The organism is Streptoverticillium reticulum (assembly GCF_047456005.1).
In the GTDB taxonomy this organism is placed as follows: Bacteria; Actinomycetota; Actinomycetes; order Streptomycetales; family Streptomycetaceae; genus Streptomyces; species Streptomyces reticulum.
Genome location: NZ_CP179755.1, coordinates 1,827,057 through 1,845,859 on the forward strand (window position 1 = coordinate 1,827,057; position 18,803 = coordinate 1,845,859).

At 74.1% G+C, this 18,803-nt stretch carries 14 protein-coding genes; 6 read left to right on the forward strand and 8 right to left on the reverse strand.

The window, feature by feature from the left end:
- Positions 1-80: 80 nt before the first annotated feature.
- Both ACMATS_RS08215 and idi read left to right on the forward strand, forming a co-directional pair.
- The gene (locus tag ACMATS_RS08215) at positions 81-1,025 is read left to right on the forward strand and encodes a cation diffusion facilitator family transporter (RefSeq protein WP_390777981.1); all 945 of its coding nucleotides are present in this window, start codon (positions 81-83) and stop codon (positions 1,023-1,025) included.
- A gap of 261 nt (positions 1,026-1,286) precedes the next feature.
- Positions 1,287-1,862 carry an isopentenyl-diphosphate Delta-isomerase gene (gene idi / locus ACMATS_RS08220; protein WP_390777982.1) on the forward strand — a complete coding sequence of 192 codons (576 nt, stop codon included), beginning with the start codon at positions 1,287-1,289 and terminating at the stop codon, positions 1,860-1,862.
- Here idi and ACMATS_RS08225 read toward each other — a convergent pair.
- Together ACMATS_RS08225 and ACMATS_RS08230 are read right to left on the reverse strand one after the other, a co-directional pair.
- The gene (locus tag ACMATS_RS08225) at positions 1,837-2,334 is read right to left on the reverse strand and encodes an ATP-binding protein (protein WP_414167484.1); all 498 of its coding nucleotides are present in this window, start codon (positions 2,332-2,334) and stop codon (positions 1,837-1,839) included. The genes idi and ACMATS_RS08225 overlap by 26 nt on opposite strands.
- Positions 2,335-2,478: 144 nt before the next feature.
- The gene (locus ACMATS_RS08230; protein ID WP_390777984.1) at positions 2,479-3,048 is read right to left on the reverse strand and encodes an HdeD family acid-resistance protein; all 570 of its coding nucleotides are present in this window, start codon (positions 3,046-3,048) and stop codon (positions 2,479-2,481) included.
- 67 nt (positions 3,049-3,115) lie between these two features.
- On the opposite strand from ACMATS_RS08230, the gene ACMATS_RS08235 reads away from it, so the two are divergent.
- Complete coding sequence (locus ACMATS_RS08235; protein WP_390777985.1) at positions 3,116-3,871, forward strand: enoyl-CoA hydratase/isomerase family protein; 756 nt, start codon at positions 3,116-3,118, stop codon at positions 3,869-3,871.
- A 70-nt stretch (positions 3,872-3,941) separates the two neighbouring features.
- Here the strand turns inward: ACMATS_RS08235 and ACMATS_RS08240 are convergent, their stop codons facing one another.
- Positions 3,942-4,568, reverse strand: a complete 627-nt coding sequence (locus tag ACMATS_RS08240; protein WP_414167485.1) for a DJ-1/PfpI family protein — start codon at positions 4,566-4,568, stop codon at positions 3,942-3,944.
- A 10-nt stretch (positions 4,569-4,578) separates the two neighbouring features.
- Positions 4,579-5,550, reverse strand: a complete 972-nt coding sequence (locus ACMATS_RS08245; protein WP_414167486.1) for a GlxA family transcriptional regulator — start codon at positions 5,548-5,550, stop codon at positions 4,579-4,581.
- 134 nt (positions 5,551-5,684) lie between these two features.
- Here ACMATS_RS08245 and ACMATS_RS08250 point away from each other — a divergent pair, with 134 nt between their 5' ends.
- A complete protein-coding gene (locus tag ACMATS_RS08250; protein WP_390777988.1) occupies positions 5,685-6,557 on the forward strand; it encodes an SCO6745 family protein in 873 nt (290 codons plus the stop codon).
- 126 nt (positions 6,558-6,683) lie between these two features.
- Positions 6,684-9,008 (forward strand): Tex family protein, encoded by a 2,325-nt coding sequence (locus ACMATS_RS08255; RefSeq protein WP_414167487.1) that lies wholly within the window; start codon positions 6,684-6,686, stop codon positions 9,006-9,008.
- Positions 9,009-9,221: 213 nt separating this feature from the next.
- Here the strand turns inward: ACMATS_RS08255 and ACMATS_RS08260 are convergent, their stop codons facing one another.
- From ACMATS_RS08260 to ACMATS_RS08275, 4 genes are all read right to left on the reverse strand, one after another.
- The gene (locus tag ACMATS_RS08260) at positions 9,222-10,649 is read right to left on the reverse strand and encodes a M1 family metallopeptidase (protein WP_390777990.1); all 1,428 of its coding nucleotides are present in this window, start codon (positions 10,647-10,649) and stop codon (positions 9,222-9,224) included.
- Between the two features lie 16 nt (positions 10,650-10,665).
- Positions 10,666-14,649: a Pls/PosA family non-ribosomal peptide synthetase gene (locus ACMATS_RS08265; protein WP_414167488.1), complete on the reverse strand. Its 3,984-nt coding sequence runs from the start codon at positions 14,647-14,649 to the stop codon at positions 10,666-10,668.
- 317 nt (positions 14,650-14,966) lie between these two features.
- A complete protein-coding gene (locus tag ACMATS_RS08270; protein ID WP_390777992.1) occupies positions 14,967-16,604 on the reverse strand; it encodes an ABC-F family ATP-binding cassette domain-containing protein in 1,638 nt (545 codons plus the stop codon).
- A 95-nt stretch (positions 16,605-16,699) separates the two neighbouring features.
- Positions 16,700-17,713 carry an oxidoreductase gene (locus tag ACMATS_RS08275; RefSeq protein ID WP_414167489.1) on the reverse strand — a complete coding sequence of 338 codons (1,014 nt, stop codon included), beginning with the start codon at positions 17,711-17,713 and terminating at the stop codon, positions 16,700-16,702.
- A 69-nt stretch (positions 17,714-17,782) separates the two neighbouring features.
- On the opposite strand from ACMATS_RS08275, the gene ACMATS_RS08280 reads away from it, so the two are divergent.
- Positions 17,783-18,739 (forward strand): FAD-dependent oxidoreductase, encoded by a 957-nt coding sequence (locus tag ACMATS_RS08280; protein WP_414167490.1) that lies wholly within the window; start codon positions 17,783-17,785, stop codon positions 18,737-18,739.
- The last annotated feature ends 64 nt before the right edge of the window (positions 18,740-18,803 follow it).

The following is an 18,803-nucleotide window of genomic DNA, read 5'->3' on the forward strand; positions in this document are numbered from 1 at the left end:
ACCCCCCACCCGTAGTTCACTGGGGTCTCGGCCGGCCCCGCCGGCCGTTTCGGCGAGCGCTCGGGAGAGGCGGCATTTCAATGGGTGCAGGGCACGACCACGGCCACTCGCACGGGGGACCCCCGCCGACGAGCGGCACCGCGGCGGCCGCCTACAAGGGCCGGCTGCGGATCGCTCTGGGCATCACCCTGACGGTGCTGGTCGCGGAGATCGTCGGCAGCGCGCTGACCGGGTCGCTGGCACTGATCGCGGACGCGGGCCACATGGCAACGGACGCGGTCGGGGTGAGCATGGCGCTGGTGGCGATCCACTTCGCCAACCGGCCGGCCGGCGGGCGGCGCACCTACGGCTATGCGCGGGCGGAGATCCTGGCGGCGCTGCTGAACTGCCTGCTGCTGCTCGGCGTCGGCGGCTTCATCCTCTTCGAGGCCGTGCAGCGGCTGGTGGAGCCCACCGAGGTGCCGGGCGGGACGACCGTGCTCTTCGGCCTGGTGGGCGTGGTCGCCAACCTCGTCTCCCTGGGGCTGCTGATGCGCGGCCAGAAGGAGAGCCTCAATGTGCGCGGGGCGTTCCTGGAGGTCCTCTCGGACGCGCTCGGTTCGCTGGCCGTGGTGATCTCGGCGCTGGTCATCATGGCCACCGGCTGGAAGCAGGCGGACCCGGTCGCCTCGCTGCTGATCGGCCTGATGATCGTGCCGCGGACGGTCAAGCTGCTGCGGGAGGCGCTGGACGTGCTCCTGGAGGCCGCCCCGAAGAACGTCGACATGCACGAGGTGCGGGCGCACATCATGGCCCTGCCGGGCGTGGAGGACCTGCACGACCTGCACGTGTGGACGATCACCTCGGGCATGCCGGTGCTCTCCGCGCACGTGGTCGTGGACCCGGAGACGCTGGACTCGGCCGGGCACGAGAAGATGCTGCACGACCTGCAGGGCTGTCTGGGCGAGCACTTCGACGTCGAGCACTGCACCTTCCAGCTGGAGCCCAGCGGGCACGCGGAGCACGAGGCGCGGCTGTGCCACTAGCGCCCCGAAGGGGCGCGGGGAACGGCGCGAGCAACCACGACGCGCCCGCAGCCGACTCCCCCAGCTACCTCCCCCAGCTACCTCTGGGGGTACCCCCAGGGGGCTTCGCCCCGGACCCCTGGGGTGGTGCGTCGGCTGCAGGCCGTCGGTGGCTGATCGCGCAGTTCCCCGCGCCCCTTACGGGGCGGGGGTACCGCATGCCGGACAGGCTCTGAGGCAGACTCCAAGCACGACGACCGAGAACGAGGGATGGTCACGCCGATGATGTCAGCCGCGGCTTCCGAGGGCACCGCCGAACCGATCATGCTGGAGCTCGTCGACGAGAGCGGCAGGACGATCGGCACCGCCGAGAAGCTCTCCGCCCACGTCGCACCCGGCAGGCTGCACCGCGCCTTCTCGGTCTTCCTCTTCGACGACAGCGGCCGGCTGCTGCTGCAGCGCCGGGCACTGGGCAAGTACCACTCCCCCGGCGTCTGGTCGAACACCTGCTGCGGGCACCCGTACCCGGCGGAGCCGCCGTTCGTCGCGGCGGCCCGGCGCACGGCCGAGGAGCTGGGCGTCGCCCCGGAGCTGCTGCGCGAGGCGGGGACGGTCCGCTACAACCACCCCGACCCGGCCTCGGGCCTGGTCGAGCAGGAGTACAACCACCTCTTCGCCGGGATCGTGCGGGACACCCCGCGCCCGGACCCGGCGGAGATCGCGGAGACGGCGTTCGTGACCCCGGCCGAGCTCGACGCGCTGCGGGAGAAGGCCGACTTCTCGGCATGGTTCATGACGGTGCTGGACGCCGCCCGGCCGGTGGTCCGGGAGCTCACCGGCCCCGCTGCGGGCTGGTGAGCGGCAGGGCGGCCCAGACCACCTTGCCGCCCCCGGCGGTGTGCTCCACGTCGTGGCAGCCGCCGGCCTCCTCGACGACGGCCTGCACGAGCAGCAGGCCGCGGCCGCCGGTGCACTCGTCGCCGACCTCCATCGGCCGGGGCCGGTACGGGTGGCTGTCCTCGACGGCCACCCGTACCCAGGCCGGGCCGATGGAGACCTCGACGCCCACCTCCGGCGAGAGCAGGGCCGCGTGCTGGACGGCGTTGGTGACCAGCTCGGAGACGATCAGCAGCAGGCCGTGCAGCAGGTCCGGGCGGATCGGCACGCCCTGACGGGCGATCAGGTCGCGGACTGCGTGCCGGGCGCCCGGGACGGAGCAGTCGAGCGACGGGACGGTCAGCCGCCAGCTGCCCTCGTAGCCGCCCGGTCTGCGGGGCGGGGGCACCACCGCCCGGCTGGGCCCCTTGGAGGCGCTCCCGAGGATCTCCATGTCCGATACCAACCCCTCGCCGTGGCTCGACCGCACACGTCGAGTGTTGGGAATTCAACGGTCCGTACCGGGGCGCTGAACGGAAGTCAGCCCCTATCGACGGGATTTGACCGGGTGCGTATGCCGTGGTCACTCACGCGACTGTTACTGGCCGTCCAGTTCACTCTTCACGGAGCGCACGGCCCGCCGGCCGCCGACGCCGAGGGCGATCAGCCCGAGCCCGTCGAAGAGCAGGGCCAGCGAGATGAACGTACCGATCACATAGAGGCTGCTGTGCGGCCAGTTGCCGAGCACCAGGATGCCCAGCAGCAGATCGAAGGCGCCCTGCAGCAGCGTCCAGGCCATTTGCGGGCCGCGCACCACCAGGCTGCCCACCAGGCGGAACAGGCCGCCGGTGAGGAACAGCAGCGCCGCGAACATCGTCAGCGCCTCGGCCGCGCCCACGGGCATCTTGATGACCACGACGCCGGCCGCGATGTTCAGCGCGGCGACCACCACGCCCAGCCAGAAGTAGTTGCTCGCCCGCGACTGGACGGCGTGCAGGAGACCGACGAAGCCGCCGATCAGCAGCAGCCAGCCGAAGAGGAGCATCGTGGTGAGGGTCGCGAAGCCGGCGTAGGCGAGGCCGACCACCCCCGCGAGCACCAGGATCCCGCCGAGCAGGGCCAGCACCCCGAAACCGCGGCTCAGCCGCGCCGATCGTCCCTTGGGCATGAGCGCCTCCTCACAGCGCCCCCTGATCTTGATCATAGGGGTGCCGGTGCCGGATAGCATCCGGCGCATGGAGCCCGCAGCACTGCACCTGGACGTCGCCGGTGCCACCGCGACGGTCCGCATCGACCACCCGGCCAAGCGGAACGCCATGACCACGGAGATGTGGCAGACGCTGCCGGACCTGCTGAAGCGCTGCGCCGCCGATCCGGCCGTGCGCGTGCTGGTGCTGACCGGCCAGGGCGGGACGTTCTGCGCCGGGGCGGACATCTCCACGCTCGCCGTCGGCGACGGCGCGGTCCCGCAGGGCCTGTCGGTGGCGGCCGAGGAGGCCCTGGCCGCCTTCCCCAAGCCCACGATCGCCGCCGTGCGCGGCCACTGCGTGGGCGGCGGCTGCCAGCTGGCCGCCGCGTGCGACCTGCGGTTCGCCGCGGAGGGGGCCCTGTTCGGGGTGACCCCGGCACGGCTGGGGATCGCCTATCCGGCGGCCTCCACGCGCCGGCTGGCAGGGCTCGTCGGACCGGCCGCGGCCAAGTACCTGCTGTTCTCCGCGGAGTTGATCGACAGCGAACGGGCGCTGCGGGTGGGGCTGGTGGACGAGGTGTGGCCGGAGGAGGAGTTGGGGCCACGGGTGGCGGAGTTCGCCGAGGTGCTGGCGGGACGGTCGCTGCTGACCCAGGTGGCGGCGAAGACGGCACTGATGACGACGGAGGGGGACGGCGCCGAGTGGCCCCTGGAGGCCCGCAGGAGCGGGGAGACGGCGGAGGGCGTAGCGGCGTTCCTGGAACGCCGGACGCCGCGGTTCGGCTGGACGAGCGCCCCGTAAGGCGGGCGCCTCATAAGGGGCGCGGGGAACTGCGCGACCAGCCACAACGGACCCGCACCCGGAAAACGACCTAAAGCTCCCGCGCCGCCCGCAACTCCGCAACCAGATCAGCCGGAGCCGTCTCCGGCGACCCCGCACCGTACGGCGGAGCCGGATCGTACTCCAGCATCAGCTGAACGGCCTGCGCCGCCCGGTCCCCGGCCAGCCGCCCCGCCAGGGTCAGGCCCATGTCGATGCCCGCCGAGACCCCGGCCGCCGTCACGTACTTGCCGTCCATGACGACCCGTTCGCGCGTCGGCTCCGCGCCGTACCCGGTCAGGTGCTCCAGCGCCGTCCAGTGCGACGTCGCCCGGCGCCCGGCGAGCAGTCCGGCGCTGCCGAGGATCAGGGAACCGGTGCACACGGACGTCGTCCAGGCCGTGTGCCGGTCCACCTCCCGGAGCCACTCGTGCAACGGGCCCGGTTGCAGCGGCAGCTTGTGGACGGGGCCGCCGGGGACCACGACGACGTCGGGGCGCGGCACCTCGTCGAGCGCGGCTTCGGCGACGAGCGTGAGCGTGCCCGACTCGTTGCGGAACGGACCGCGCCGCTCGGCGACGAACACGGCCTCGGCACCGGGCAGATGGGCCAGCGCGTCGTACGGCCCGACGGCGTCGAGCGCGGTGAAGTCCGGGTAGAGCAGGATGGCGAGCTGCATGAGGAGCCTTTCAGTCCTTCGTTCCGTTGCTGACGAACCGGCGCCGGTACTCGGCGGGTGCCGTGCCCAGATCCCGCACGAAGGCGCGGCGCATGGCCTCCGGGGTGCCGTAGCCGCAGGCGCGGGAGACCTCCTCCACGCCGTCGGCGGTTTCCTCCAGCAGCTGCCGGGCGGCCTCCATACGGGCCTTCGCGGCGTAGCGGCCGGGCGGCATGCCGACCTCGTCCCGGAAGGCCCGGGCGAAGTGCCGGGGCGAGAGGTTCGCGCGGGCGGCGAGGGCCTCGACGGAGAGGTCGGCGCCGGGGTGTTCGGCGATCCAGTGCTGGAGGTCGCGCAGCGGCGGGCGCCGCGCGGTCTGGGCGGCGAGCCGGGCGCTGAACTGCCGCTGGTTTCCCGGGCGGCGCAGGAAGACCACCAGGTGCCGGGCCACGGCGAGCGCGGCCGCCCGGCCCAGCTGTTCCTCGACGACGTCGAGGGCGAGGTCGATGCCCGCGGTGACGCCCGCCGAGGTGGAGATGTGACCGTCCCTCACGAAGATGGGGTCGGGGTCCAGCAGCACCCCGGGGTACCGCTCGGCGAAGGCCTCGCAGTACGCCCAGTGCGTGGTGGCCCGGCGGCCGTCCAGCAGCCCGGCCGCGGCGAGCAGGAAGGCGCCCGTGCAGACCGACAACAGCCGCTCGGCGCGGGCTCCGTGGTCGCGCAGCCAGGTGGTCAGCCCGGGATCGGCCTCGCCGGTGCAGTCGCCGCCGGGCACCAGGACGATGTCCGGGACGCCGGCGTCCGCGAGCGTGGTGTCGGGGGCGAGCCGCAGGCCGCTCCCGGTACGGACGGGCTCGCCGTCGGCGGTTGCGGTGCGCACCTCGTAGGCGCCGTGTTCCCCGCCCCGCGACCCGGCCCCGTTGAACACTTCGAGGGGGCCGGTGACATCGAGGCTCTGGACGCCCTCGTAGAGGACGATCAGGACGGTGCGACGGGTGGTCATGACACTCATGCTGGCCGGGCGTCATGCCGTCCGCAACGCCGGATTCCCCACCTTTCCTGCCACTGACCTGCACGGGGGCGGAAGTGTCCGCCCCGGCCTTCCCGCTGTACCAACCAGTCGGTAACGTGCGGTACATGACCATTGCATCGGAAGTGCCCGCAGACGCCCCACGGCGCTGCAACACTGTCGTCAACCCCTTCCACGCCGCCCACTACTTCTGTCCCGAGATCACCCGGGAACTGACGGCGCTCGGCATCGCGCAGGGCCGTGCCGTCTACTTCGCCGGGCGCAGCGCCGCGTTCGGCCGTGTCGGCGCGGGGGTCGTCACGGCTGCGTTCCACAGCTTCAAGCACGAAGTGATCGCGGAACACGTGCCGCACATCTGGGACGTCGCCTCGCCCCAGCAGGTGCTGGACGCCCGGATGCGCGCCGCCGACGCCCACCTGCGGCGGCTGCTCGGCGAAGAGGCCCTCGCCTCCGCCGAGATGACCGAGGCCGCCGAGCTCGCGCTGCGGGCCGCGGAGGCGTGCGAGCGGGCGGTCCGCCCGCTGTACGCGGCACACGCCGACCTGCCCGTGCCCGACGCGCCGCACCTCGCCCTGTGGCACGCCAGCACCCTGCTGCGCGAGCACCGTGGCGACGGCCACCTGATCGCCCTCGCCCACTCCGGGCTCGACCCCGTCGAGGCGCTCGTCAGCCACAGCGCCACCGGCAAGGGGATGGCGCGCAACTGGCTGATCACCATGCGCGGCTGGACCGAGGAGGAGCTGGACACGGCCAAGGACCGGCTGCGCGAGCGCGGACTGCTGGACGCGGACGGCGGGTTGACGGCCAAGGGCGACGCGCTGCGCGAGGACATCGAGCGCGAGACGGACCGTCTGGACCGTGCCCCGTACGTGCACCTGGGCGCGGCCGGCGTCGAGCGCCTGATCGAGCTGATGACGGGCTTCACCGCGGACCTGCTCAAGGGGGGTGCCTTCCCGGCGGATCTGAGGGGCAGGGCCTGAGGTTCTTCTTCGGCTGCTTCGGCTGCGGATCGGCTCGGGCCGAGCGCGCAGTTCCCCGCGCCCCTTCGGGCCGCGACACGGTTCCTGCCACAATGACAGGTCACGGCTTCCGGGAGAAAGCAGAGCGTGATCGTGATCGAAGGCAGGATCGCCGAGGAACTCGGTGTGCGGGAAGGGCAGGTCAGGGCCGCCGTCGAGCTGCTCGACGGCGGAGCGACCGTCCCCTTCGTCGCGCGCTACCGCAAGGAGGCGACCGGGGCGCTGGACGATGCGCAGCTGCGCACCCTCGAGGAGCGGCTGCGCTATCTGCGGGAGCTGGAGGAGCGGCGGGCCGCGATCCTGGAGTCCGTGCGGTCCCAGGACAAGCTGGACGCCGAGCTGGAGGCGCGGATCCGCGAGGCCGACTCCAAGGCCCGGCTGGAGGACATCTACCTGCCCTTCAAGCCCAAGCGGCGCACCAAGGCGCAGATCGCGCGGGAGGCCGGGCTGGAGCCGCTCGCCGACGGGCTGCTGCGCGACCCCGGCACCGAGCCGGCGGCCGCCGCGGCGGCCTTCGTCGACGCGGACAAGGGCGTGGCGGACGCGGCCGCCGCGCTGGAGGGCGCGCGGGCCATCCTGACCGAGCGGTTCGGCGAGGACGCGGACCTCATCGGCGAGCTGCGCGAGCGCATGTGGACGCGGGGCCGCCTGGCGGCGAAGGTGCGCGACGGCAAGGAGGAGGCGGGTGCGAAGTTCGCCGACTACTTCGCCTTCGCCGAGCCCTTCACCGCCCTGCCCTCGCACCGCGTCCTGGCCATGCTGCGCGGCGAGAAGGAGGAGGTCCTCGACCTCACGCTGGAGCCGGAGGAGCCGTCCGCCGAGGCGGGGCCGACGGCGTACGAGCAGGCGATCGCACGGCGCTTCGGCATCGCCGACCGCGGCCGCCCGGCCGACAAGTGGCTCGGCGACACCGTGCGCTGGGCCTGGCGCACCCGCATCCTCGTCCACCTCGGCATCGACCTGCGGCTGCGGATGCGCCAGGCCGCGGAGGACGAGGCGGTGCGCGTCTTCGCCGCCAACCTGCGCGATCTGCTGCTCGCCGCCCCCGCCGGCACCCGCGCCACGATGGGCCTCGACCCCGGCTTCCGCACGGGCGTGAAGGTGGCCGTCGTGGACGCGACGGGCAAGGTGGCCGCCACCGAGACCGTCTACCCCCACGTCCCGCAGAACAAGTGGGACGCCTCCCTGGCCACCCTGGCCCGGCTCGCCCGCGAGCACGGCGTCGAGCTCGTCGCCATCGGCAACGGCACGGCCTCCCGCGAGACGGACCGGCTGGCCGCCGATCTCCTCGCGCGGCACCCGGAGTTGAAGCTGACGAAGGTGATGGTCTCGGAGGCCGGCGCCTCCGTGTACTCCGCCTCCGCCTTCGCCTCGCAGGAGCTGCCCGGCCTGGACGTGTCGCTGCGCGGCGCCGTCTCGATCGCGCGCCGCCTGCAGGACCCGCTCGCCGAACTCGTCAAGATCGACCCCAAGTCGATCGGGGTCGGCCAGTACCAGCACGACCTGTCCGAGGTGAAGCTGTCGCGCTCGCTCGACGCGGTCGTCGAGGACTGCGTCAACGGCGTCGGCGTCGACGTCAACACCGCGTCCGCGCCGCTGCTTTCGCGGGTGTCGGGCATCGGCGCCGGCCTCGCGGAGAACATCGTGGCGCACCGGGACACCAACGGGCCGTTCCGCAGCCGCAAGGCGCTGAAGGACGTGTCGCGCCTGGGCCCGAAGGCGTACGAGCAGTGCGCGGGCTTCCTCCGCATCCGCGGCGGCGACGACCCGCTGGACGCGTCCAGCGTCCACCCCGAGTCGTACCCCGTGGTGCGGGCGATGGTGAAGACGGCGGGCGGTGACGTCGGTGCGCTCATCGGCAACACCGGTGCGCTGCGCTCGCTGCGGCCGCAGGACTTCGTCAGCGACGCGGTGGGTCTGCCGACGGTCACGGACATCCTGCGCGAACTGGAGAAGCCGGGCCGCGACCCGCGACCGGCCTTCAAGACCGCCACGTTCAAGGAGGGCGTCGAGAAGCTCGGCGACCTGCAGCCGGGGATGGTGCTGGAGGGCGTCGTCACCAACGTGGCCGCGTTCGGCGCGTTCGTGGACATCGGGGTGCACCAGGACGGCCTGGTGCACGTGTCGGCGATGTCGAAGACGTTCGTCAAGGACCCGCGGGACGTGGTGAAGCCGGGGGACATCGTGCGGGTGAAGGTGCTGGAGGTGGATGTTCCGCGCAAGCGGATTTCGCTGACGCTCAGGTTGGAGGACGAGGCGGCGCCGGCCGCCGCCGGGGCGGAGCGGGAGCGGCGCTCCGCGCCGCGCCAGCGCAAGGGCGGTGCCTCGCGCGGCGCCAAGCCCGGTGCGCCGGCCGACGGCGCGATGGCCGATGCTCTGCGCCGCGCGGGCTTGTTGGGGCCTAAGGGCTGAGCCCTGCGTTTCGGTGCGCCCCGTAGGGGCGCGGGGAACTGCGCGAGCAACCACGACGCGCCCGTGGTCGAAGTTCCCGGGGCTGCGCCCCGGACCTCCTGGGTGATGCGTCGACTGCAGGCCGGTGGGGGCTGGTCGCGCCCACGCGGCGGAGCCGCATATCGACACAGCCCCGCGCCCCTGACGGGGGCGCCCCTACGGGGGGCGCCCCCGTTACGGGGCCGCCGGCAACGCCGGCAACGCCTTCTCGTACAACCACGGATGCAGCAGGTCGCCCAACGGGCGACCTGCGACCCGCTCCGCGTGGCGGAGAAACATCTCCGTGTCGGCGCTGCCGCCCCGATGCACTTCGTGCCATGACCGCAGCACCGTGAAGAAGCGCTCGTCGCCCACGGTCAGCCGCAGCGCATGCAGCGTGCACGCGCCCCGGACGTAGATCCGGTCGTCGAAGAGGTGCCGGTGCCCGGGGTCCGCGATGCGCAGCGTCTGGCGGCGGCCCGCCAGGTCGGCCCAGGCCTCGCGCGCGAGCGTGTCCGCGTCGTCCTCGTCGATGTGTTCCGACCACAGCCACTCCGCGTATGTGGCGAAGCCCTCGTTGAGCCAGATGTGCTGCCAGTCGGACAGGCCGACGCTGTTGCCGAACCACTGGTGGGCGATCTCGTGCGCCACGAGCGTCTCCGAACCGCGCTGCCCGTCCATGTGGTTGCTGCCGAAGACGGAGAGCGTCTGGTTCTCCACCGGCTCGGCCAGCTCCGCGTCGACGACCACGGCCCCGTACGCCTCGAAGGGGTACGGGCCGAACAGTTCGGTGAACGCCCGCAGCATCTCGGGCTGGCGCGCCAGGTCGTGCCGGGCCTCCTCGGCGAGGTCGGCCGGATACGCGTTGCGCACCGGGACCGGTGCGTGTCCGTCGGGCGCCGCGGCGTGGACGAAGCGCCCGGTGTAGACGGCGGCGAGGTAGGGGGCCATGGGCCCGGCGTGGTGGTACGTCCAGCGCGCCGTGCCGTCGTCCAGTTCCCGGTGGTCCTGCAACGTGCCGTTGGCCAGGACGTGGTGGCCCTGGGGCACGGTCACGGTGAAGGTGTAGGCGGCCTTGTCGTCGGGCCGGTCGTTGCACGGGAACCACGACGGTGCGCCGACCGGCTGGGAGGCGACGAGCGTGCCGTCGTGGTCGTCCCCGGTGCGGTCCCAGCCGATGGGGCCGAAGGACGTGTGCACCGGGGCGGGCCGCCCGCCGTAGCGGACGTCGAGGACGAAGGGCTGGGCGGGGGCCAGCCCCCGCGGCGCGGTGATCAGGATCTTGCCGTCGCGGCGGTGGAAGGCCACCGCCTCCCCGTCCAGTTCGACGGATTCGACCTTCAGCTTCGCCAGGTCGAGTGCGATCCGGCCGGTGTGCTCGACGGCGACGGCCTCGATGCGGGCGTGCCCGTCGAGCCAGGCCCGCTCGGGGTCGTAGGCCAGCCGCAGGTCGTAGGCGAGCGTGCGGTGGCCGTCGGAGCCCTGCCGCGGGAAGTAGCGCTCCGCGCTCGGGAGCCGCGCGGGGCCGCCGGTGTCGGCGGCCGCCGCAGCGGTGAGCGGGAGGGCCGCCGCAGCCGTGAGCACGGTGCGGCGGCTGCACGGGAACCGCTCCCTGAGCGTCATCGCGGTGTGCTGCCCGTCATGCCGCGTACTCCTTGGCGACGGCACCGGCGGCGACGGGCACCTGCGGCTCGCCCGCGATGGGGTTGCCGGTCCAGCGCGTCCCGGCGGGCACGCTCTCGCCGCGCATCACGAGCGAGGACGGGCCGACGGAGGTGTGCGCGCCGACGGAGCTGCCGGGCAGCACGATGCCGTGCGGGCCCAGCGAGGAGCCCTCCGCGAGGTGAACGGCGTCCATGCGCATGATCCGGTCGTGGAAGAGGTGGGTCTGCAGGACGCAGCCCCGGTTGACGCTGACCCCGTCCTCCAGGGTGATGAGGTCCGTCTCGGGCAGCCAGTGCGTGTCGCACCAGACGCCCCGTCCGACGCGGACGCCCAGGCTGCGCAGCCACCAGTTGAGCACCGGGGTGCCGGTGAAGGGGCCCACGAAGAAGGGCACGGCGAGGGATTCCACGAAGACGTCGTACAGCTCGTTGCGCCAGACGAAGGAGCTCCACAGCGGCTGCTCGCCGGCCTTGAAGCGGCCCATGAGCAGCCACTTGGCGGCCGTCGCGGTGAGCGCGGCGGTGAGGCCCGCGGCCAGCAGGAGCGGGGCGCCGACGAGGGCGGCGAGCCCGGGGCCGCCCTCGTCGAAGGCGTCCTGCTCGACGAGGAACACGCCCAGGCCGATCGCGAAGCCGACCATCAGCGGCAGCAGGCGGCAGATCTCGACGGCGGCGCGGGCCAGCACGAGGCGGCGCGGCGGGTCGAAGGTGCGGCCCGCGTCGCCCTGGGTGGCCACGCGCGGCAGCGGCATCGCGGGGCGGCCGAGCCAGGAACTGCCGGGCTCGCTGTGCTCGGGGGCGTCGGAGAGGACGCCGATGAGGCCGTTGTCGGGCACGGTGCGGCCGGGGCCGACGATGCCGGAGTTGCCGACGAAGGCGCGCCGCCCGACGTGGGCGGGGCCCAGCCGCAGCCAGCCGCCGCGGAGTTCGTAGGGGGCGACCAGGGTGTCGTCGGCGAGGAAGGCGCCGTCGCCGACGGTGAGCAGCGAGGGCAGCGGCAGGACGGTGGAGGCCTCCACACGGCGGCCCACGCGGGCGCCCAGCAGGCGCAGCCAGACGGGGGTGCCGAGGCTGGCGTAGAGCGGGAAGAAGGTGGCCCGGGCGTCGGTCAGCAGCCGGTTGACGAGCCAGGCGCGCCAGGCGACGCCGCCGCAGGCCGGGTGCACGCCGGGGACGATGCCCCGGCTCAGGATCCGGACCAGGGCGGCGACGATCAGCAGGCCGCACACGGTGGTGACGAGGGTGGCCGGCGCCACTGCGGCGAGCAGCAGCAGTCCGGCCGAGGACAGCGTCGAGGCGCCCTTGACCAGGAAGTACGTGCCCACGAGGGCGGGCGCGGAGGCGACGAGCGCGATCAGCGGCATGCCGAGCAGGGTCAGCGCGTAGGCGAGGTCCCAGCGGCGGGAGCGGCCGCGGCGCGGGGCGGGCCAGGCGAGCGGGTCGACGGGCGCGCCGGCGGAGCGGAGTCCGCCGTGGCTGCCGGGGGCGGGGCGCGCCGGGGAGCCTTCCCAGGTCTCCCCCGCCGGGACGTGGCCGTCGAGGCAGGCGCCCGCGGCGAGTTCGGCGCCGGGGCCGAGGGAGGCGCCGGGCATCAGCATGGTGCGGTGGCCGACGCGGGCGTCGGCGTCGATGCGGACGGTCCCGATGTGCAGGTCCTCGCCGTCGATCCACCAGCCGGAGATGTCGGCCTCGGGTTCGATGCTGCACCGGTCGCCGAAGGTGGCGAGGCCGGTGACGGGCGGCATGGTGTGGAGGTTGACGTGCCGGCCCGTCGAGCAGCCGAGGGCGCGGGCGTAGCGGGCGGCCCACGGGGTGCCGAGGAGGGCGGGGACGCCGAAGGAGGAGACGACCCGCTCGGCGGTCCACAGCTTCAGGTGGGCGCGGCCGCCGCGCGGGTGGACGCCGGGGGTGATGCCGCGGGTCAGCAGGCGGGCCGCGGCGGCGCCGATGGCGAGCCGGGCGGGGGCGCTGAACAGGACGAACCAGCCGACGATCACCATCCACCAGGCGGTGTGCGGCGCCCATGCCCTGGGGGCGACGATGCCGAGCACGTTGTCCGCCAGGGCGAGGCCGACCACGCCGCGCAGGCCCTGGACGCCGAAGAGGGCGCACTGCACGGCGATCTGCGCGGCGCCGGTGCGGCGGCGCACGGGCCGGACCCGGCGGGGCGGGGCGTCGCTCTGCGGGGTGTGCGGGGCGAGCGAGTCGATGTACCCGGCCATGTCGCGCAGGACGGTGTGCTGGTAGAGGCCCGCGACGGAGACGCCGGGGTGGGTCTCGCGCAGGGTGGAGGCCATGCGGGCGGCGGTGAGGCTGGTGCCGCCCATGGCCACGAAGTCGGAGTCGGCGGTGGGGCGGAAGCCGACGAGCTTCTCCCACAGGTCGGCGAGCCGGGCCGCGGTGCCGTACAGCTCGCGGTCGGCGTCCGGGCCGTCGGCGGTGTCGGCGGTGGTCAGCGGCCAGGGGAGGGCGTTGCGGTCGACCTTGCCGGAGGTGCGGGTGGGCAGGTCCTCGATCTCGGCCAGGACGGGCACGAGGGCGGCGGGCAGCCGGTCCTGCAGCAGCTTCCGGGCGTCCTGCCGGTCGTAGCCGGCGCCGGTCACCACGTAGCCGACGAGGATCTGGCCGCCGGCCGGGGTGGTGCGGACGGCCGCGGCGGCGCCGAGCACGCCGGGCAGGGCGCTGAGGGCGGCGTCGATCTCGCCGAGCTCGATACGGCGTCCGCCGAGCTTGATCTGGTCGTCGGCGCGGCCGGCGAAGACCAGGCCCTCGGGGTCGGCGCGCACGAGGTCGCCGGTGCGGTAGGCGCGGTGGGTCTCCAGGGCCGCCGAGGGACGGAACTTGTCGGCGTCCTTGACGGGGTCGAGGTAACGGGCCACGCCGGCACCGGCGATGACGAGTTCGCCCTCGGCGCCGAAGGGGACCGGCTCGCCGGCCTCGTCCACGACGGCGAGCTCCCAGCCGTCGAGCGGCAGGCCGATGCGCACGGTGCGGCCCGGGAACATCTGCGCGGCGCAGGCGACGACGGTGGCCTCGGTGGGCCCGTAGGTGTTCCACATCTCGCGGCCGGGCACGGCGAAGCGGTCGACGAGCTCGGCGGGGCAGGCCTCGCCGCCGACGATCAGCAGCCGCACCCGGTCCAGGGACTCCGGGGGCCACAGCGCGGCGAGGGTGGGCACGGTGGAGACGACGGTGATGCCGCGCTCGACCAGCCAGGGGCCGAGCTCGTGGCCGGCCCGCACCAGCGAGCGCGGGGCGGGGACCAGGCAGGCGCCGTGCCGCCAGGCCAGCCACATCTCCTCGCAGGAGGCGTCGAAGGCCACGGACAGGCCGGCCAGCACCCGGTCGCCGGGGGCGAGCGGCTGCGGCTGGAGGAAGAGCCGGGCCTCGGCGTCGACGAAGGCGGCCGCGCTGCGGTGGCTGACGGCGACGCCCTTGGGGGCGCCGGTGGAGCCGGAGGTGAAGATGATCCAGGCGTCGTCGTCCGGGAGCGCGGGGCGGCCGAGGGCGCCGCCCGTGGCGGGCGCGGGCCCCGCGCTGATGCGGCCTTCGGCGCCCAGGACCAGGCAGACGCCGGCCTCGCCGAAGACGGTGGCGGCGCGCTCGTCGGGGTCGTCGGCGTCGACGGGCACGTAGGCCGCGCCGCAGCGCAGCACGGCGAGCACGGAGAGGTACAGGTCGGCAGTGCCGGAGGGAACCCGGATGCCGATGCGGTCGCCCGGGCCGGCGCCCGCGCCGCGGAGCATCTCGGCACGCGCGGCGACCTCGGCGCACAGGGTGCGGTAGGTCAGCACTTCGGTGCCGGTGTCGACGGCCGGCGCGTCGGGGTGAGCGGCGGCGGTCGAGTCGAGCACGTCGAGGAGGGTGCGCTCGGGCGGCGGCGGTGCGCTGCCGTAGCGCGCCTTCCCCACGAGTGGACCTCGTGGAGCGGGCAGGTGGCCTGGAAGGGTCGGCGGCATGTGTGTGCCTCTTGTTTCGACGTCAAAGGTGGTGCGCACGTCCTGTGGACGCGTTACGCCCGGTACAGACGAAGGCATCTTGCCGCCGGTTCGGAAACCGAGGACCAACGTTCCGTAAATCGAACGCGTGCTGCACCCATCCCATCAACGATTCAAATCCGCCGCGGGAAGCGGCCTGCAGGCCCTCGTAACACCCTTGAAATACGACCGCGCGCGTCACCCAGCGTGACCATGCCTTGGGGAAGACTTGGCCTGTACCTGGGGTTGTTTTCGGTCACCCTCTCACCCGTTCGGGCCGGTGGGACCGGAGGGGAGCCTCAGCGCTCGGTGATCCGGCCCTCCGCGACCTCGATCCGCCGGGTGGTGTGCACCGCGTCGAGCATCCGCCGGTCGTGGGTGACCAGGAGCAGCGTGCCGCGGTAGGAGGCCAGCGCCGACTCCAGCTGTTCGATCGCGGGGAGGTCGAGGTGGTTGGTGGGCTCGTCCAGGACGAGCAGGTTGACGCCGCGGGCCTGGAGCAGGGCCAGCGCGGCGCGGGTGCGCTCGCCGGGCGAGAGCGTGGCCGCCGGGCGCAGCACGTGCGCCGCCTTCAGGCCGAACTTGGCGAGCAGGGTGCGGACGTCGGCGGGCGCCGTGTCGGGCACCGCCGCGCCGAAGGCATCCAGCAGCGCCTCGTCCCCGAAGAACAGGGCCCGCGCCTGGTCCACCTCGCCCACCACCACGCCCGGGCCGAGCGCGGCGCTGCCCGCCTCCAGCGGCAGCCGGCCCAGCAGGGCCGCGAGCAGCGTGGACTTCCCCGAGCCGTTGGCACCGGTGATCGCGACCCGGTCGGCCCAGTCGATCTGCAGGTCCACCGGGCCGAAGGCGAAGGCTCCGCGCCGGGCCGCCGCGCCACGCAGGGTGGCCACCACAGCGCCGGAGCGGGGTGCGGCGGCGATCTCCATGCGCAGCTCCCACTCCTTGCGGGGCTCCTCGACGACGTCCAGCCGCTCGATGAGCCGCTCGGTCTGGCGGGCCTTGGCGGCCTGCTTCTCGGTGGACTCGGCGCGGAGCTTGCGGCCGATCTTGTCGTTGTCGGTGGCCTTGCGGCGGGCGTTGCGGACGCCCTTCTCCATCCAGTTCCGCTGGGTGCGGGCCCGGGCCTCCAGGCCGGCGCGGGTGTCCGCGTACTCCTCGTAGGCCTCGCGGGCGTGCCGGCGGGCGGTCGCGCGCTCCTCCAGGTAGGCCTCGTAGCCGCCGCCGTAGAGGTTGACCTGCTGCTGGGCCAGGTCGAGTTCGAGCACCTGGTCCACGGTGCGGGCCAGGAACTCGCGGTCGTGGCTGACGAGCACCGTCCCGGCGCGCAGCCCGGTGACGAACTCCTCCAGGCGGGCCAGGCCGTCCAGGTCGAGGTCGTTGGTGGGCTCGTCGAGCAGGAAGACGTCGTACCGGCTGAGCAGCAGCGAGGCGAGACCGGCCCGGGCGGCCTGGCCGCCGGAGAGGGCCGTCATCGGCCGGTCCAGGCCGACGGTGAGGCCGAGCGAGGCGACGATGTCCTCGGCGCGCTCCTCCAGGTCGGCGCCGCCGAGGCCGAGCCAGCGCTCGAGGGCGACGGCATAGGCGTCGTCCGCGCCGGGGGCCCCGTCGACGAGCTCCTGCGTGGCGGCGTCGAGCGCGGCCTGGGCCGCGGTGACACCGGTGCGGCGGGCGAGGAAGGCGCCCACCGTCTCGCCCTCGCGCCGCTCGGGCTCCTGCGGCAGGTGCCCCACGGTCGCCGAGGCCGGGCCCGTGCGCACGGTGCCCTCGTCGGGGGTGCCGAGGCCGGCGAGCAGGCGCAGCAGGGTGGACTTGCCCGCGCCGTTGGCCCCGACCAGGCCGATGACGTCGCCGGGGGCGACGACCAGATCGAGACCCGAGAACAGGGTGCGGTCGCCGTGTCCGGCGGCGAGGTCCTTGGCGACGAGCGTTGCAGTCATAGCAGCGGAAACTCTATCCGCTCACAGGATTCGCACAGTAATGGTTTTCCCATACTTTTCCCGGCGTCTTCTCCGGGCGTTCGCCCGCAGGCCCCTCAGGACGTGAGCCGGGTGACCAGCACGTCCCTCGTGGTGCGGGCGACGAGGAAGGCACCCGCGCGCAGCCCGGCGTCCAGCGGCACGGTGTGCTCCCCCGGCTCCAGCCGTCCCTCGAACACCTCGACGGCGCGCGTGCGGCGGAAACGGTCCTGCCGGTAACCGGTGAGCCGGACCCGGCAGGCGGCGGCCACCCCGACGTGCACCCGCCCCGCGCCCGCGGTCAGCCCCGTGAGCCGGCGCAGGGCGTGCGGCGCGCGCTGGAGGGCCTGTTCGACCTGGGCGACGAGCAGCGGGACGGCCGGGGCCGGAGCCTCTATGAAGACCGCGTCCGAACCGGCGGCCGCGAAGGCGGCCCGCACGGCCGACCGTTCGCCCTCCCCCACGTCCCGCTCGAACGCGACGGCACCGTAGGTCCGTATCTCCTCCGCGTGCGCCCCCGCCGCGTCCCGGGTGATCTCGGCTCCTATCCCGATCGACCTCAGGGCGGCCGCGAGGCGGCCGAACAGGGAGACGCGCGGACCCACCAGCAGCACCCGGCGCGCGCCGCACGTCCCGTCGGCGAGCAGCCGCTCCAGCACGGCCCGGTACTCGGCGGAGCGGAAGCGGAACGGGCCCACCCCGCGGTAGCCGTCGCGCGCCGGGTCGGGCGCCGGGGCCGTCTGCCAGACGAAGTCCCGCCACACCACGTCCGCGCCGTCCCGCTCGATCACGGCCGTGACCACCCCGCACTCCAGCCCCTCGCACTCGGGGCAGGCGTAGATCACGTGCCGCCCGCCGGGCAGCGGCGGCAGGCCCTCCAGCAGCAGGGCGCGCACCTGCGAGGTGAAGACCGTGGGCCCGAGGTCGGCGGCGAGCGGCGAGACGCCGTCGACGTCGGCGAGCCGGCCCAGCAGCGGCCTGCCGTCCACCACGAAGTCCAGGAATTCCCGGTGCACTTCGTACGCCCCGTCGGCGAGGAGCGCGCCGGCGCGCGTCGCCGGGGCCAGACCGAAGGTCGCGTACGCTGCCATGCCCGGAGTATTCCCCTCGGTGTGCCACTTCGAGCCCGGAAGCGGGGAATTCGCCGGTACCGTCGGCCCATGGCGAGCGATGTGATCGTGGTCGGTGCCGGGATAGCCGGACTGACCAGTGCGGTCGTGCTGGCGGAGCGCGGGCTCCGGGTCGCGGTGTGGAGCCGGGAGGCCCCGGCGGAGACCACGTCGGCGGTGGCGGGCGCGCTGTGGTGGCCGTACCGGATCGATCCCGAAGAGGCCGTGGCCGCCTGGTCGTTGCGCTCGCTCACGGTCCTGGCCGCGCTCGCCGCGCGGCCGGAGGAGACCGGGGTGCGCCTGGTCGCCGGCACGTACGCGGGGGCCGGCCCCGCGGAGCTCGGCCCGTGGGCGGCCGGGGTGCCCGGGCTGCGGGCCGCCATGCGGGGCGAACTGCCGCCGGGGTACGGGCGCGCGGTGCGGGTGCACGTGCCGCTGCTGGACATGCCGGCCCATCTCGCCTACCTGCAGCGGCGCTTGGCCGCGGCAGGCGGCTCGGTCACGGCCGGCCGCCCGCTGTCCTCGCTCGCCGAGGCGGCGCGCCGCGCGCCGACGGTGGTCAACTGCACCGGGCTCGGGGCACGCCACCTGGTCCCCGATCCCGGGGTGTACCCCGTGCAGGGCCAGCTGGTCGTGGTGGAGAACCCGGGCGTGCACGAGTGGTTCGCGAACGCGGACGACCGGGGGACGGACTCCGTGTACGTCTTCCCGCAGCCGTACGGGGTGGTGCTCGGGGGAACGGCGCGCAGCCATGTGTGGGACCGGGCGCCTGTGCCGTCGACGGCACAGGCGATCATTGCGCGGTGCGCACGGGTGCATCCGGGGCTGGGCAGTTCCCGCGTGCTCGCGCACCGCGTGGGCCTGCGGCCGGCGCGGGCGGCGGTACGCCTGGAGGCGGAAACCCTGCCGGGTGGGGGGAGGTTGGTGCACAACTACGGGCACGGGGGTGCGGGGGTGACGGTGTCGTGGGGGTGTGCGGAGGCGGTGGCGGGGCTGGTTGGGGGGTGATGCCCCGGTCCCGCCCTTTCACCGTTTCTTGGGGGCAAGCCCCCGAACCCCCTTGGTTGTGCGG